Genomic DNA, 14,872 nt, shown 5'->3' with positions numbered 1-14,872 from the left:
CATCGGGCGCGGCGCCACCCGCCTGGGCGTGGCCGGCCGCGTTGGGGGTGGCCCGAACAGGGGACGGGGTTTGGAATTTGCGATCGCCGCCCATGGGCTGCAGAAGCGCTTTGGCGACAAGCTCGCCGTCGCGGGTGTCGATCTGATCGCCCGCCCCGGTGAGATCCTGGGTTTTCTGGGACAGAACGGCGCCGGCAAGACGACCACCATCCGCATGCTCCTTGGCATTCTGACACCCGATGGGGGCACCGTGGAGGTGCTGGGATCCAGACAGCCGCTGACCGTCGCCGGCAGGATCGGCTATCTGCCGGAGGAGCGCGGGCTGTATCCGGCCATGACCACCCGGGAGACAATCGCGTTCATGGGCGCGCTTCGCGGTCTGCCACTGGCGGAGGGGCGCCGACGCGCGGAGGCGCTGCTGGCCCGGCACGGGCTGAAGGCGGAGATCGGCGCGAAGATTCGGACGCTTTCCAAAGGCATGGCACAGAAGGTCCAACTGCTCGGAAGCTTCGTGCACGGCCCCGATCTCATCATCCTCGACGAACCCTTTTCCGGGCTGGACCCCGTCAACCAGCAGGCGCTGGAGCGGATCATCGCCGGAGAGCGTGCGCGGGGCGCCACCATCCTGTTTTCTACGCATATCATGAGCCATGCCGAGCGGCTCTGCGACAATCTGGTCATCGTGGGGGCAGGGCGCACCCGATTTACCGGTACCGTTGCTGAGGCGCGAGCCGTGTTGCCGGCGCAGGTGGTCCTGAAAACCGGACACCCGCTCAACGGCCCGCTCGCCGGTATGCCCGCCGCTTCTGCGCAGGCGGCGGATGGCACGTATCGTTTTGCGCTGCCGGAGGAGGGGTTGGAGCCGATTCTGCGACACCTGCTCGATTCCGGCGCGTCCATCCGGGAGATCTCGGTAGAGCGGCCGGACCTGCACGATGTCTTCGTCGCCATGGTCGGCGACCCGGACGAAGAAGATGGCGCGCACGTCGGAGCCCCAATGGCGGAGGTTGCGCCATGATGAGCGCCGCCTTCCTGCGCGCCGTTCTGGTGGTTGCCAGACGGGACATCGTCGCGACCGTCATGTCGCGTGGCTTCCTGATCTGGCTGGCGACGCCCATTATCGCGCTTGCCTTCGGTCTATTGATCGGCGTCCTGACGGGCGGGAATACGGCCAAGGACGAGCCCGCGGCAGCGGCCGTCCTCGACCCGGGCGGGAATTTCGCGCCCTGGATATCCGACACTGCGCGGCAGGAGCGGGCGCGGAGCCGCTACGCTACGCTCCGCAGCCGGTTCGAGGCGCTGCGGCCGGGTGAGGATTTGCCCGCCGCGCTGGAAAGGCCAGCCGCACTCCTGGGAGAAGACGACCTTGAGGGGCTTGCGGACGGCGGACTGGAGCGGATCGAAGCGGCTAGCGAGCTCGGGGCGGACGAAATGGCGGCGGCGCTCGGCATCGATCGCGGCGAGCCCGTGCTGACCGTCGTCGACCCGGCGGGCGATCCGCGCACTCAGGCCATGCGCCTTCTGCGACCGGGTTCTGATCGGTTCGGGGCGGTGTTGTTGGTGGAGGATGGCGAGTTGACGATCCTGCGCCGCTCGCCGTCTACCGACATCGCGCGGCTGCGTGTCATTGCGGCGCGGGCCTGGGACCGCCGCATGGCCGAGGAGATGGGGCTGACCCGGCAGCTCGATGCGCTGCGCGCTGCGGCGCCGGCGCTTTCCATCGAGACGGTTCCCGCCCGCGCGGACGCGGCCCAGGGCCCGGCGCGCGATCAGGCCGCTGAGGGACTTGGCACCGGCGCGGTCATGGCGCTGTTCATGCTGATCTCTCTGCTCGCAGGCGCGCTTCTGTCCAATATGGTCGAGGAGAAGGGCAACAAGGTTATCGAAATCCTGGTTGCCGCCGTCCCTATTCCGGCGATCTTCGCCGGCAAGCTGATCGCGATGGTCGCGGTATCGCTGATCGGGATTTGCGTCTGGGGTGTGATTTTCGGCGGCGGGGCAGCGGTTGCCCTTGGGCAGCTTCCGGACGGGATCGTGCCGGACCCCGCGCGCGGCTGGCCCATGTTCCTGGCCCTGGTCTTGGGGTTCTTCATCTGCGCCTATCTGATCTACGGCGCGCTGTTCCTGGGCATCGGCAGCCTCTGCAGCTCCATTCGAGAGGTTCAGACCCTCTCCATGCCGATCACCATCCTGCAGATGGTCATTCTCGTCATGGTTCTGCAGGGGATTTCCGCTGGCGCGGGCGCGATGCAGGCCGCGCTCAGCTGGTTCCCGCTGTCGGCGCCCTACATGATGGCGGCGCGGGCGGCCGGCGGCACGGACCTCCTGATGTTCGCGGGCGCGTATCTATGGCAATTGACCTTTGCCGGCGGGGTCATCTTCGTCGCGAGCCGCCTGTTTCGGTTCGGCGTGCTGCGCTCGGGACCGCCGCCGACGCTGAAGCAGCTTTCCCGTTCGGCAGGAAGCTGGCTGCGCCGCTCGCCCTGAGGCCGCGTCAGGCGAAGAACAGCAGCAGGGCGACCCCCATGGCGACGCGGTAAACGACAAAGACCATCATCGAAGCGCGCTTCAGGAAGTTCATCAGGAAGACCATCGTCAGAATGGCGGCGACGAAAGTCAGCGCGCCCGCCGTGATCGCATCCGACTGCATGCGTGCGCTGGCATCCGCGAGGTCTAGGACGGCGAGTAGGCCCGCGCCGGCAATGGCGGGAATCGACAGCAGGAACGAAAAGCGCGCGCTTTCGAAGCGGCTGTAGCCGAGGAAGCGCGCCGCCGTCATTGTCACGCCGGAGCGGCTCGTGCCCGGGATCAGGGCAAGCGCCTGGGCCAGGCCGACGATCACGGCGTCCTTCAGCGTCAACTCCTCGAAGCTCTTGCGCTGGGCGCCGAACCGGTCGGCAATGCCCAGAAGAACGCCGTAGACGATCAGATTTATCGCCACCAGCGTGGTCGACCGGAAACCCTCCAGATAGCCGCCCGTTTTCAGGAACAGGCCGACCAGGACCGCGGGAACCGTGCCCGCCATGATGTACCAGAACAGGCGCCGCTCCGCCGGGGCCGTGCCGATCCCGACGCTGGCGAAGCCGCCCCGGGCGAGGCCCCAGACGTCGCGCCAGAAATAGGAGACGATGGCCGCCAGCGTGCCGACATGCACCGCCACGTCGATCAGCGGGCCCTGGTCCGGAAAATCCATCAGTTTCGGGATCAGGATCAGATGTCCCGACGAGGATATGGGCAGGAATTCGGTGACGCCCTGAACAATGGCGATGATGAGAAGCTGAAGGAAACTCATGAAGCAGGTCCGGACCGGAAAAGAGCAAGGCGGCGCCTTTAGCATAAGCGAATCCTGACTGTCGCTCGGCAAGATCGCGAAATGAAAGTACCATTACGGTATGAAGGCGCGCTGCGGCGGAACGACCCTAGGGGGTACACCCTGTTCTTCCCGCCATTCAGGTATGTAATCCTGTCCTTTTGCCCGTTTATGTCGTGACTCCGCGGGTCTTATATCTTAGAATTGCGGAATTCACTGTGGGGAGAGCGCTAAAGTGGGGTCGGGCATGTTGAAGTTCACAAAAGTCGGACAGGATTACCCGGCCAAACGGCCTGCGCCGGAGCGTGACGACGACTTTCTGGAGATTGCGCGGCCCTTCATCGTGGAGAAGGCAGAGGAGCAATCGTCACGTTGCTCGCAGTGCGGGGTCCCGTTCTGTCAGGTTCATTGTCCCCTTCACAACAACATCCCCGACTGGCTGATGCTGACGTCGGAGGGCCGGCTGGAGGAGGCGCATGCCGCAATGGCGGCGACCTCCACCATGCCGGAAATATGCGGCCGCATCTGTCCGCAGGACCGCCTGTGCGAGGGCAATTGTGTCATCCAGCAGTCGGGTCACGGCGCCGTGACGATCGGATCCGTGGAAAAGTTCGTCACCGATCTGGCATGGGAAGAAGGCTGGGTGGAGCCGATCCGGCCCGCTCGCGATCGATCGCACCGCTCCATCGGTATCATCGGGGCGGGGCCGGCCGGGCTGACGGCGGCCGAGTTGCTGCGCCGGCGCGGCTATGCCGTTACCGTTTATGATCGGCATGACCGGGGCGGCGGATTGCTGACGTACGGCATCCCCGGCTTCAAGCTGGAGAAATATGTCGTCGGCCGGCGCCTGAAGCGGCTGGAAGACGGCGGCATCCGGTTCCGCTACGACTTCGAGGTGGGACGTGACGCGTCCCTGGCCGAGCTGCGTTCACGGCACGACGCGCTGCTTATCGCGACCGGCGTTTACCAGGCGCGCGAACTGTCCGCGCCGGGCGTCGGCAGCGGCGGCATCGTGCGGGCGCTCGATTATCTGATCGCCTCGAATCGCAAGGGATTCGGCGACAAGGTGCCGGATTTCGAATCCGGTCAGCTGAACGCAGACGGCAAACGGGTGGTCGTTATCGGCGGCGGCGACACGGCAATGGACTGCGTACGCACCGCCGTGCGGCAGGGCGCAACCTCCGTGAAGTGCCTCTATCGCCGCGACCGGGACAATATGCCGGGCTCCGCGCGTGAGGTGCAGAATGCGGAGGAGGAAGGCGTCGAGTTCGTCTGGCTGGCCGCCCCGGCCGGGTTCGAGGCGGATGGAGACGCGGTTTCGGCGGTGCGGGGAGCGCGCATGAAGCTCGGAACACCCGGCCCCGATGGCCGCCGCCAGCCGGAACCGGGCGGCGAGGCGTTTCGCGAACCGGCGGATCTGGTCGTGACCGCGCTCGGGTTTTCGCCGGAGGACCTGCCCACGCTGTTCGGAGCGTCGGACCTTGGCGTGACGCGCTGGGGCACGCTGCGAACGGATCACAAGACCATGATGACCAGCGTTCCGGGCGTCTTCGCGGCGGGAGACATCGTGCGCGGCGCCAGCCTCGTCGTCTGGGCCATTCGCGACGGCCGCGACGTGGCGGGCCGCATGCACGACTATCTGCTCGCAGAGGATGAAGCAGAGAAGGAAGCAGCATGAGGCGCGCGCTTTGTCGCGTTACCGCCGCCGGGGCGCTGCACGCGTCGTCCGCAGTCCGGTGATCAAGGGCCATATTGAGGCCGGAATCGCGCATCTTCCCGCGCCGGAAGAGTCCGCCGCACGGCGCCGTTTGAAGAAAGAATTGCAGATCGATGGTTGATTTCGAAAGCGAACGCGAGCGTCTGGCACGCGAGGGCATGTACCGGCCGGAATTCGAGTCGGACGCTTGCGGCGTCGGGCTCATCGCCGCGACCGACGGACAGGCGTCGCGGCGAGTGGTGCAGCTTGCCATCGACGCATTGAAGGCGGTCTATCATCGCGGCGCGGTCGATGCGGACGGGAAAACCGGCGACGGGGCCGGCATCCATGTCGAGCTGCCCGTCGGCTTCTTCAACCAGCATATCGAGCGCACGGGCCACAAGCCGAAGAAGGATGCGCTTCTGGCGGTGGGAATGCTTTTCCTGCCGCGCACCAACCTTGCCGATCAGGAAACCTGCCGCACCATCGTCGAAAGCGAGATCATCGATTTCGGCTATCGCATTTACGGCTGGCGGCAGGTGCCGGTCGACCAGTCGGTAATCGGCGAAAAGGCGCGGCTTACGCGTCCCGAGATCGAGCAGATCATGATCGAGGGGCCGGAGCCGGGCCCGGACTATGCCAATCAGGCAAAGATGGAGAAGGACCTGTACCTGATCCGCCGGCGCATCGAGAAGAAGGTGATCGCGGCGCAGATCAAGGATTTCTACGCCTGCTCGCTCAGTTCGCGCTCGATCATCTACAAGGGGCTGTTCCTGGCGGAGAGCCTGGCGGATTTCTATCCAGACCTGAAGGACGACCGCTTCACCAGTCGCTTCGCCATCTTCCATCAGCGCTACTCGACGAACACCTTTCCGGAATGGTGGCTGGCGCAGCCGTTCCGCTGCCTTGCGCATAATGGCGAGATCAACACGGTTCGCGGCAACAAGAACTGGATGAAGAGCCACGAGATCCTGATGACCGCCGAGGCGTTCGGCGACTATTCGGAGGAGGTGAAGCCGGTCGTTCCGGCGGGCGCGTCGGACACGGCTGCGCTCGATGCTACGTTCGAGGTGATGGTCCGCTCCGGCCGCGATGCACCGACGGCGAAGTTGATGATGATTCCGGAGGCGTGGTCGAAGGATTCGACGCTGCCCGACGATCACCGGGCCATGTACGCCTTCTTCGCCTCGGTCATGGAACCGTGGGACGGGCCGGCCGCGCTGGCTATGACCGATGGGCGATGGGTGGTGGCTGGCGTCGACCGCAACGCCCTTCGCCCGATGCGCTACACGATTACCGGCGACAATCTGCTACTCGTGGGCTCCGAAACCGGCATGGTGCCCTTCGCCGAATCGAACGTGATCGAGAAGGGCGCGCTGGGCCCGGGACAGATGATCGCTGTCGACATGGATGCCGGCCGCCTGTTCTCGGACCGCGCCTTGAAGGACAAGGTCGCCGCTGCGAAGGACTATGCCTCGCTGAGTGCGAATTTCATAAAGTTCGAGGAAATGCCGGGTTCCGAGGATCTGGAGCCCGCGCCTGCCTACGAGCCGGCGGAACTGCGCCGCCGCCTGGTCGCCGCCGGCATGACCATGGAGGATATGGAACTGATCCTGTCGCCCATGGTGGAAACCGGCAAGGAGGCGATCGGCTCCATGGGCGATGACACGCCGCTTGGCGTCGTCAGCACCAATCCACGGACGTTCAGCCATTTCTTCCGGCAGAATTTCAGCCAGGTCACCAACCCGCCCATCGACTCCTTGCGCGAAAGCCGGGTCATGTCGCTGAAGACCCGGTTTTCGAATTTCACCAATGTCCTCGACGAAAAGGCCGATCAGAAGGGCGTGATCGTCGCCCGCTCGCCCGTGCTGACCAATCGCGACTGGTACCGGCTGAAGACCCATTTCGGCGATACGGCAGCGGAAATCGACTGCACCTTCGATCCCGAAGCCCCGAACGGTCTGAGAGAAGCCATCGACCGCGTCCGCGCGGAGGCGGAACGCGCCGTTCGGTCGGGCCAGGCCCAGCTTTTCCTGACCGACGAACGGATCGGACTGGACCGACAGGGCATCACCATGATCCTGGCCGCTGCGGCCGTGCACACCCATCTGGTTCGCAAGGGGCTGCGCTCCTTCGCGTCGGTGAACGTGCGTTCGGCGGAATGCCTCGACACGCATTATTTCGCTGTTCTGATCGGCGTCGGAACGACGACGGTGAACGCCTACCTCGCGCAATCCGCCATTCGCCAGCGCCACGAGCGCGGCCTGTTCGGCGACATCACGTTCGAGGAGGCCATGCGCCGCTACAAGGCGGCCGTCGACGGCGGGCTTTTGAAGATCATGTCGAAGATGGGCATCTCGATCATATCGTCCTACCGCGGCGGCTATAATTTCGAGGCTGTCGGCATCTCCCGCGCTCTGGTGAACGAGTTCTTCCCCGGCATGCCGGCCAAGATCTCCGGGGAAGGCTTCGCCTCGCTGCAATTGTCGGCCGTCGACCGGCATCGCATGGCGTTCGATGAGGATGTCATCGCGCTGCCGGTGGGAGGGATGTACCGCTACCGCTCCGGCGGCGAGCCGCACGCCTATCAGGCGAACCTCATTCATCTGCTGCAGAAGGCGGTGATGAGCGGCAGCTATACGCAGTATCTGCAGTTCAGCCGTGGCTGCGCCGACCTGCCGCCAATCTACCTGCGCGACCTGCTCGGTTTCGCGCCGCAAAAGCCGGTGCCGATCGAGGAAGTCGAGTCCATTGCGGAAATCCGCAAGCGCTTCGTGACGCCGGGCATGTCGCTTGGCGCTTTGTCACCCGAGGCGCACGAGACGCTGGCCATCGCCATGAACCGGATCGGTGCGAAGGCTGTCTCGGGCGAGGGCGGCGAGGATGTGAAGCGCTTCACGCCCTATGAAAATGGCGACAATGCCAATTCGAACATCAAGCAGATCGCCTCTGGCCGATTCGGCGTCACCGCCGAATATCTGAACGCCTGTACCGAAATCGAGATCAAGGTGGCGCAGGGGGCCAAGCCGGGGGAGGGCGGGCAGCTTCCCGGATTCAAGGTGACCGATCTGATCGCAAAGCTGCGCCACGCGACGCCGGGCGTCACGCTGATCAGCCCGCCGCCGCATCACGACATCTATTCGATCGAGGATCTGGCGCAGCTGATCTACGATCTGAAGCAGATCAATCCCAATGCGCGCGTCTGCGTGAAACTGGTGTCGGAGGCGGGCATCGGTACGGTCGCGGCCGGCGTCGCCAAGGCGCACGCGGATACGATCCTGATTTCCGGACACACGGGGGGCACCGGCGCCAGCCCGCAGACGAGCATCAAATATGCCGGCACGCCATGGGAAATGGGCCTGTCGGAGGTCAATCAGGTTCTGTCGCTGAACGGCCTCAGAAGCCGGGTGAAGCTGCGCACCGATGGCGGTCTGAAGACGGGCCGCGATATCGTCATCGCCGCTATTCTGGGGGCGGAGGAATTCGGCATCGGCACGCTCAGCCTGGTGGCCATGGGCTGCATCATGGTGCGGCAGTGCCACTCGAACACCTGTCCCGTCGGCGTCTGCACGCAGGATGAGGCCCTGCGCGATAAGTTCGTCGGCACGCCCGAGAAGGTCATCAACCTGATCAGCTTCATGGCGGAGGAGGTGCGCGAGATCCTGGCGTCCCTAGGCGTGCGCTCACTGGACGAGATCATCGGGCGGACGGAACTTCTGCATCAGGTCAGCCGCGGCGCTGAGCATCTCGACGATCTCGATCTCAACCCGATTCTTGCCAAGCCCGGCGCGCCCGACGGCGCGAACCGCTTTGCCATTTCCGGTTTCCGCAACGAGGTGCCCGATACGCTGGATGCCGAAATGGTCAAGGACGCGGCCCCCGTGTTCGAACGCGGCGAGAAAATGCAGTTAACCTATTCGGTTCGAAACACGCATCGCGCCGTCGGCACGCGCCTGTCGCACCATATCGTCAAACGGTTCGGCATGGGCGGGCTGAAGCCTGGCCATGTCCATGTCCGGCTGCGCGGTTCGGCGGGGCAGTCGCTCGGCGCCTTCGCGGTTCAGGGGGTGACGCTGGAGGTGCTGGGCGACGCCAACGACTATGTCGGCAAGGGTCTGTCCGGGGCGGAGATCATTGTTCGCCCGCTCGTATCCTCCACCCTGAAGACGAACGAAAACGTCATCATCGGCAATACCGTTCTCTACGGTGCGACGTCAGGCACGCTCTACGCCGCCGGGCGGGCGGGTGAGCGTTTCGCGGTGCGCAATTCCGGCGCCACCGTGGTGGTGGAGGGCTGCGGCGCCAATGGCTGCGAATATATGACGGGCGGCCTCGCCGTCATTCTGGGTCCGGTCGGCGACAATTTCGGCGCTGGCATGACGGGCGGCATGGCCTTCGTGTACGACGAGGGGCGGGAGTTCGATGCACGCGTCAATTCTGAGAGCCTCGTCTGGCAGCCCGTGCGCTCCGCACATTGGGAGGGCGTGCTGCGCAGCACCGTCGAGGATTATGCCGCGCGTACCGAATCCACCTGGGCGCGCAGCCTTCTCGACGACTGGGACGAAAAACGCGCGCATTTCGTGCAGGTTGTGCCGAAGGAAACCCTGCCGCTCTTGTCCGTGCCGCTGGACGGCGAGGCGGAAATGGTCGCGGCCGAATAACTCTGCGCGCAGCAGCGCTGGCAACGAAAGGAACGCATTGCCGAAGGGCGGCCCCTGCGCTTATGAACGGGCCGCCCATGTGGACCCTGCATCAATTCCCGCTTTGCCCGTTCAGCCGTAAGGTTCGCATTCTTCTTGCGGAGAAGGATGTCGAATTCGCCATGCAGCTCGCCTATCCTTGGGAGAAGTCGGACGAGCTGATGGACCTGAACCGCGCCGGCCAGACGCCGGTCCTGTCCGGGGAGCGCGGCGGACCGCTGGTCGATTCGACGGTGATCGCGGAATATTTCGACGAGACCGTGCAGAAATCGCCGCTGATGGGATCGGGCGCTTCGGCCCGGGCGGAGGTTCGCCGGCTGACGATCTGGTTCGATCAGAAATGCTATGCGGAGGCGGTGAACCCGCTGCTTCTGGAGCGCATGTACAAGCGTTTGGTCCTGCGCCAGCCGCCGGATGCGCGTATGCTGCGCGTTGCGGGGCAGGCGCTTGCCCAGCATCTCGACTATATCGAGTATCTGCTAGGGGAGCGGCGCTGGCTTGCGGGCGGCAGCTTCAGCCTCGCCGATATTTCGGCGGCGGCGCATTTGTCGGTTGCCGATTATCTGGGCGGACTGTCCTTCGACGGGTATCCCGATGCCAAGACCTGGTATTCGACCATCAAATCGCGCCCCAGCGTCCGGCGTCTGCTGCCCGACCGCATGGAGGGACTCAGCCCGCCGCAGCATTACGACAAGCTGGATTTCTAGGCTGGCGCTGCGGCCCGCGCCTCAGGGAAGCTTCGTGAAGCGGCCCTGGCGGCGAAAGCGCACCATCCAGTTCGGCGCGACGGCCTCCAGCGGAGTGGGATCGACCTCCAGCGCGGCGCAGCCATTTTCGCCGCTGACGACATTCGGGCGTTGCAGCATCAGCCATTGGTCGTGTGTCAACGGCGCGCCCGGCAGCCAGCCGAACATCGCCGCCAGGCGGCCGCTGACGCCATCGGGAACGTCGACGAAGCTTTCCGTCTTGCCGATGGTCCGCGCGATCCAGGCGAACAGTTCGCGCATGGTGACCGTCTCGGGACCGCCCAGTTCGTAGCTCTTGCCGACATGCTCCTCCGGCCTCAGCGCCGCCTCCGCGATCGCCTCGGCCAGGTCGACGACGTAGATCGGCTGGAACACGGCATTGCCGGCGACGACCGGCATGATCGGCGCCATGCGGATCAGGCTGGCGAAGCGGTTCAGGAACTCATCCTCCGGCCCGAAGACGATGGAGGGCTGCAGGATGATGGCCCCCGGGAAGGCGTCTCGCACCGCGCCTTCGCCTGCGCCCTTCGTGCGGGCATAGGCGGGCTCGGCCTCGGGATCCGCGCCGATGGCGCTGATATGGACCAGCGCGGATGCCCCTGCCGCATTTGCCGCCTTCGCGACGTTGCGAGCCCCCGCCACGTGCACGGCGCCGAACGTCTGCTCGCCTTCCGACAGGATGCCGACGAGATTGATGACCGTATCCGCGCCTTCGCAGGCCGCCGCCACGGATGCCTCCTCCGTCACCGAACCGCGAACGATCGCCATCTGGCCGAGTGCCGCCAGCGGCTTCAGCGACTGCGCGCTGTGCGGGTCGCGGGTGACGGCGCGAATACGCGCCCCCCGGCGCGCCAGTTCCTGCACGACGTAGCGGCCAATGAATCCGGCAGCCCCGAAAACGGTAACGAGCTTTGACATGAAGGGCAAAATCTCCGGGCGTTGGTAGAAAAAAGCGCGCCGCCGCCCCTAGCCCGACAGGACGCGCATTGACAAGCGCGGCCGGGGGCCGTAGCAGCCCGTTTCCCGCTTGGGCGGGCCCAGATGGCGGAATTGGTAGACGCGCTAGCTTCAGGTGCTAGTGTCCGTATGGACGTGGAGGTTCGAGTCCTCTTCTGGGCACCATTTGTTCTCATCAGAACGTTCCAAAACATTGCAGAAATGGCGGAATTCTGCCATTCTTGACCTCTAGCGCAGAAAGCGAGGTCTTGTTTTGTTCCGCTTGTTCCAACGCCTCTGGGGGCCTCGGCTGGGGGCTCCAGCTCAAAAGCCCCCAAATTGCACGAAAGCGAGGCCCCCAAATGAGCCTCAATGTGCAGGAAATCAAAGGCTTCCGGGCTGCCGATAAGTCGTACAAGAAATACGACTCGCGGGGGCTGCTGCTGCTGGTGAAGCCGAACGGCTCCAAGCTCTGGTATTTCAAGTACCGCTTCGGCGGGAAAGAAAAGAAGCTACCCATCGGCGCTTTCCCAGAGGTCAGCTTGTCGCAGGCGCGCCAGCTTCGCGACCGGGCACGGCTCAAGGTTTCGGATGGCATCGATCCGATGCTGGAGCGGAAGCGTAAGAAGGCCAGGATCAAACTGGGTGCGGAGAACACCTTCGAGGTCATCGCCAACAAGTACATCGACGAGAAGATGGTACCCGAAGGCAGGGCGGAAGCCACGCTGCGCAAGGCGCGCTGGTTCCTTGATCTGCTCAAACCCGCAATCGGCAATATGCCAATCAACGACGTCGATCCGCAGTTGATGCTAGCGGCGCTCAAGAAACTCGAAGCCAAAGGCAATCTCGAAACTGCAAAGAAGTGCCGGTCTTTCGCAAGCCGGGTGTTCCGGTATGGAGCCGCGCTTGGCCAGTGCCAAACCGATCCAACATCGATCTTGCAGGGCGCGCTGGTCACGCCCAGAGCGCGGCACTACGCGGCGATCCTTGAACCCGAGAAGCTGGGCGGGCTGCTCCGTGCTATCGATGATTTCGAATGCTACCCGGCCACGAAATTCGCGTTGAAGATCGCACCGCACGTCTTTGTGCGACCCGGCGAGCTTCGCCACGGCGAGTGGAACGAGATCGATTGGGACAAGGCCACCTGGACAATTCCGGAAGGCAAGATGAAGGCGCGCCGGACCCATGTGGTGCCGCTATCACGCCAGGTGTTGGCACTGTTTCGAGAGCTGAGATCGATTACCGGCAATAAGGGCTACATCTTCCCAGCGTTCCACACGAGCCAGCGCCCGATGAGCGAGAATACGATCAACGCGGCATTTCGGCGTATGGGGTTCACCAAAGACGAAGTGACGGCGCATGGGCTGCGCTCGACGGCCTCAACAATGCTCAACGAAAGCGGCCTCTGGCATCCCGACGCAATTGAGCGCGCTTTGGCTCACGGCGATAGCAACGCAATTCGAGGGGTCTACAATCGCGGGAACTACTGGGATGAACGCGTAAAGATGGCGCAATGGTGGAGTGACTATCTTGATGAACTGCGACAACGCGAAGCGAGCCGCTGACCTCAAACTGATGTGGAGGTAGCTTTGCGCCTTCTATTTGGTCAATGCCGCGTCCTTGTCGCTTTTTCGAAAGCGGACGATTTCCAAAGAAGCAGATGAGCTTCTCCCTACTTTTCGGCCAGAAAATTGTGGAACAAATCAGAAACTTGTAGCTGCTTCGGGCTGATCCTCTATGCTTATATCTTTAGCGATGAAATGAGTGACAAGCTGTCTGCCGAGGGGGCGTGCCGATTGGGAACCAGAGACAAAATATTTATCAGCCATGCCACCCCCGGTGACAATGCCTTCGCGATCTGGCTTTCTTCGCGGCTTTCAATGGCCGGTTTCGATGTCTGGTGCGACGCGAAAAAGTTGCTCGGCGGGGAGGACTTCTGGCAGGAGATCGAGCGCACGCTTCGCAACGAAACCGCCAAATTCCTAATCGTGATATCTCACAGCGCATTCGGGTCCGAGAATGTCCTGAGGGACGGAATTGCCAAGGAGCTGGCCCTTGCCGATATCGTGAAGAAGCAAATCAGCGATCCCCATTTTATCGTTCCCGTCCGGCTGGACGACACGAGCTATGGAGATTTTTCGATCGAGCTCATCAGAACCAACGGCGTCGATTGTAGTGAGAATTGGGCGAACGGCCTTGCCCGCGTTCTTGAGATTTTCGATCGCGACAAGGTGCCACAGAGCGGCGCCGCCTCAGAAAGTCTGGCTGCCTGGCGCTCGGTCCACCAGCACCACACGAGGGCAATCTCTGACACACCTGAAATTCTGCAATCCAATTGGCTTCCCGTCACCGAGTACCCCGAGACCCTCTATTTCTACGAGAGTCCGGGAGTCCGCTGGACGCTTGAGCCGCGCGTGATCGCTTCCCAGTGCACGATTCCGGCGTTTGCGCATGGCCGGTTGCTCGCATCCTTTGCGCAGCTCGATGAAATGCAGGCGGCTGCGGGCAGTGAATTCCCCATCCGTGATCGCGGCAATCTGCCTCTCAAGGATTATTTGCGAGGCAGGACAGGCGACATTCTAGGTGTAAGCCCGTTTGATGCGAGGAACCAGATAAGCTCTCTGGTTCGTCAGGCGTGGGATTTGAAAATGGCGAAGCTTGGCCTGTGGAATTATGCTCTCGCGAACGGCCAGCTAACTTGGTGGTTTCCGAGAAACGTTCCGGAAGACGGGCAGCTTCGCTACACTGACTTCAACGGTAAAGAGCGAAAGCGCGCTTCTACTGGAATCAAGGGACAAAAAGAGCTTCCCGATGGCCAGCAGGTGCCGCGCAACTATTGGCATCTCGGCTTTACGGCGCAGCCCATGCTGGGCGATCCGAAGGTCATGAGATTGCAACCAAGGATTGTCATCACTGAGGATGGCCGAACCCCCTTGGCAAACAAGACCCGTCTCAATTCGGTGCGGCGCTCGCTGACCAAGATGTGGTTCAATGACAAATGGCGCGGCCTGTTTCTCGGCTTCGTAAATTTTGTGGCGAAGGGCGAAGCGACCATCAGGCTGCCTGTCTCGTCCGGCGAGGATGTCGCAATATCCTCTCAACCTGTCTCGTTCCCGCTGTCATGCGGGATTTCAACCGATCCTATCGACCAGAACCTATCGGACGAGTTGGCAGAAGTGTTCGAGGAGGCAGAACAGGCCATGCGGCTTACTGACCCGGTATTTTCCTCGCTTCTCGTTGACGAGGAGGGCGAGGATGAGTGACTCAACGTTGTTCTTTATCTCGGAGCCCCAGCTCGAATTCGCATTCTCCCAGTTGGAAGAGCATCCCAAGGACGGCCTGTATCTTTATGGCCCCGCCGAGCGTGGGGAGCATTCCGAGACGCTCAAGATCGGCATGATCGGCACGCGCGACGGTCTTTCCAAACTTGACGATTTCGGGAAGCTCGTGACCGGCCACATACCGCCGTACGTTGAAGACAGGG

General features: G+C 63.2%; 9 protein-coding genes, 1 tRNA gene and 1 pseudogene. 9 read left to right on the top strand and 2 right to left on the bottom strand.

Annotation, left to right across the window (positions count from 1 at the left end; translation table 11 throughout):
- The first annotated feature begins 70 nt into the window (after nucleotides 1–70).
- Nucleotides 71–1,018 carry an ABC transporter ATP-binding protein gene (locus C725_RS13395; RefSeq protein ID WP_008603712.1) on the top strand — a complete coding sequence of 316 codons (948 nt, stop codon included), beginning with the start codon at nucleotides 71–73 and terminating at the stop codon, nucleotides 1,016–1,018.
- Nucleotides 1,015–2,487 carry an ABC transporter permease gene (locus C725_RS15505; RefSeq protein ID WP_008603711.1) on the top strand — a complete coding sequence of 491 codons (1,473 nt, stop codon included), beginning with the start codon at nucleotides 1,015–1,017 and terminating at the stop codon, nucleotides 2,485–2,487. The genes C725_RS13395 and C725_RS15505 overlap by 4 nt, the downstream gene beginning before the upstream one ends.
- Nucleotides 2,488–2,494: 7 nt before the next feature.
- Here C725_RS15505 and C725_RS13385 read toward each other — a convergent pair whose 3' ends face one another.
- A complete protein-coding gene (locus tag C725_RS13385; protein WP_008603710.1) occupies nucleotides 2,495–3,292 on the bottom strand; it encodes an undecaprenyl-diphosphate phosphatase in 798 nt (265 codons plus the stop codon).
- A 265-nt stretch (nucleotides 3,293–3,557) separates the two neighbouring features.
- Here C725_RS13385 and C725_RS13380 point away from each other — a divergent pair, with 265 nt between their 5' ends.
- The 3 genes from C725_RS13380 (at nucleotide 3,558) to C725_RS13370 (ending at nucleotide 10,413) form a co-directional block, all read left to right on the top strand.
- Nucleotides 3,558–4,988 carry an NAD(P)-dependent oxidoreductase gene (locus C725_RS13380; protein ID WP_038283397.1) on the top strand — a complete coding sequence of 477 codons (1,431 nt, stop codon included), beginning with the start codon at nucleotides 3,558–3,560 and terminating at the stop codon, nucleotides 4,986–4,988.
- Between the two features lie 152 nt (nucleotides 4,989–5,140).
- The gene (gltB, locus tag C725_RS13375) at nucleotides 5,141–9,667 is read left to right on the top strand and encodes a glutamate synthase large subunit (RefSeq protein WP_008603707.1); all 4,527 of its coding nucleotides are present in this window, start codon (nucleotides 5,141–5,143) and stop codon (nucleotides 9,665–9,667) included.
- Between the two features lie 77 nt (nucleotides 9,668–9,744).
- A complete protein-coding gene (locus tag C725_RS13370) occupies nucleotides 9,745–10,413 on the top strand; it encodes a glutathione S-transferase family protein (protein WP_008603706.1) in 669 nt (222 codons plus the stop codon).
- A gap of 21 nt (nucleotides 10,414–10,434) precedes the next feature.
- Here the strand turns inward: C725_RS13370 and C725_RS13365 are convergent, their stop codons facing one another.
- Nucleotides 10,435–11,370 (bottom strand): complex I NDUFA9 subunit family protein, encoded by a 936-nt coding sequence (locus C725_RS13365; RefSeq protein ID WP_008603705.1) that lies wholly within the window; start codon nucleotides 11,368–11,370, stop codon nucleotides 10,435–10,437.
- Between the two features lie 117 nt (nucleotides 11,371–11,487).
- On the opposite strand from C725_RS13365, the gene C725_RS13360 reads away from it, so the two are divergent.
- From C725_RS13360 to C725_RS13345, 4 genes and pseudogenes are all read left to right on the top strand, one after another.
- Nucleotides 11,488–11,574, top strand: a tRNA-Leu gene (locus C725_RS13360).
- Between the two features lie 176 nt (nucleotides 11,575–11,750).
- Nucleotides 11,751–12,953 carry a tyrosine-type recombinase/integrase gene (locus C725_RS13355; RefSeq protein WP_008603704.1) on the top strand — a complete coding sequence of 401 codons (1,203 nt, stop codon included), beginning with the start codon at nucleotides 11,751–11,753 and terminating at the stop codon, nucleotides 12,951–12,953.
- 195 nt (nucleotides 12,954–13,148) lie between these two features.
- Entirely contained in the window at nucleotides 13,149–14,651 is a 1,503-nt protein-coding gene (locus C725_RS13350; protein WP_008603703.1) for a toll/interleukin-1 receptor domain-containing protein, read from the top strand.
- Nucleotides 14,644–14,872: pseudogene (locus C725_RS13345) on the top strand (hypothetical protein); the annotation flags it as partial. The gene C725_RS13350 and the pseudogene C725_RS13345, both read left to right, overlap by 8 nt.

The sequence above is a fragment of the Pacificimonas flava genome, assembly GCF_000342165.1.
In the GTDB taxonomy this organism is placed as follows: Bacteria; Pseudomonadota; Alphaproteobacteria; order Sphingomonadales; family Sphingomonadaceae; genus Pacificimonas; species Pacificimonas flava.
The sequence above is the reverse complement of the archived record's forward strand: the minus strand, read 5'-3'. Positions and strand labels throughout refer to the sequence as shown.